Origin of the sequence: Ruminococcus sp. CAG:57, assembly GCF_000435935.1 — a bacterium.
GTDB lineage: Bacteria > Bacillota > Clostridia > Oscillospirales > Ruminococcaceae > Hominimerdicola > Hominimerdicola aceti.
In genome coordinates, this window is the sequence record NZ_FR890719.1 from 1 (window position 1) to 812 (window position 812).

Genomic DNA, 812 nt, shown 5'->3' on the forward strand with positions numbered 1-812 from the left:
GTGACGATATGGTTTATCATCAACGAGTGTATTTCTATCTTGGAAAATCTTGCGGTGATAGGTATACCACTGCCGTCATTCTTGGTGAAAATCGTACACAAACTGAAAATCACAGTGGAAAACAAAGTGGATACAAACGAAGATACAAACGAAAGTGAGGAATAGAAAATGACATATGATGAGTTTATCAAGAAGCACAATGGTGTAGCTGTTAACTATGACGGCGCAGCAGGCAAACAGTGTGTAGACCTTGCAACGGCATATTTCAACGAGGTCTTCGGCTCAGGTATCAAGAATTTCTGGTATGACGCACATCACTTTTGGGATTTGTTTGACAAAAATACTTGGCTGAAAGCGAATTTCACAAAGGTAAAGAACACGCCAAGTTTCGTGCCGAAAAAGGGCGATGTAGCGATATGGTCAGGCACGTTGAATGGTGGCTGGGGTCACATAGCAATCTGCACCGGTGAGGGCAACACGAGTTATTTTTATTCGTATGACCAGAACTGGAGCGGAAAAGCCTGCACTAAGGTCAAGCATACTTATGACCACATTGCAGGCTTCCTGAGACCAAAGAAGCAGAGCAAGATAAGTGCGAAAGTGCTTGACAAGACAGGTTACAAGCAGGGCAACAAAACAAACGGTGTGCTTGCGCTCAAGGAGCTGCTGCTTATTGCAAAGGCGGTCAAGCTTCACAACGTAGGTATGGACAAGAACGGTACATATGGAAAAGGTACTGCAAAGGCAGTTAATACCCTGCTGAAAAAGTGGGGGTACAGCGAGAACGGCATTGCAGGCGTGAACTTCATCAA

At 44.6% G+C, this 812-nt stretch carries 2 protein-coding genes; both read left to right on the plus strand.

Going from position 1 to position 812, the window contains the following annotated elements:
- Positions 1 to 165, plus strand: a complete 165-nt coding sequence (locus QVO88_RS12310; protein WP_369678565.1) for a phage holin family protein — start codon at positions 1 to 3, stop codon at positions 163 to 165.
- 3 nt (positions 166 to 168) lie between these two features.
- A partial coding sequence (locus QVO88_RS05770) for a CHAP domain-containing protein (RefSeq protein ID WP_288177810.1) occupies positions 169 to 812 on the plus strand: 644 nt, incomplete at its 3' end.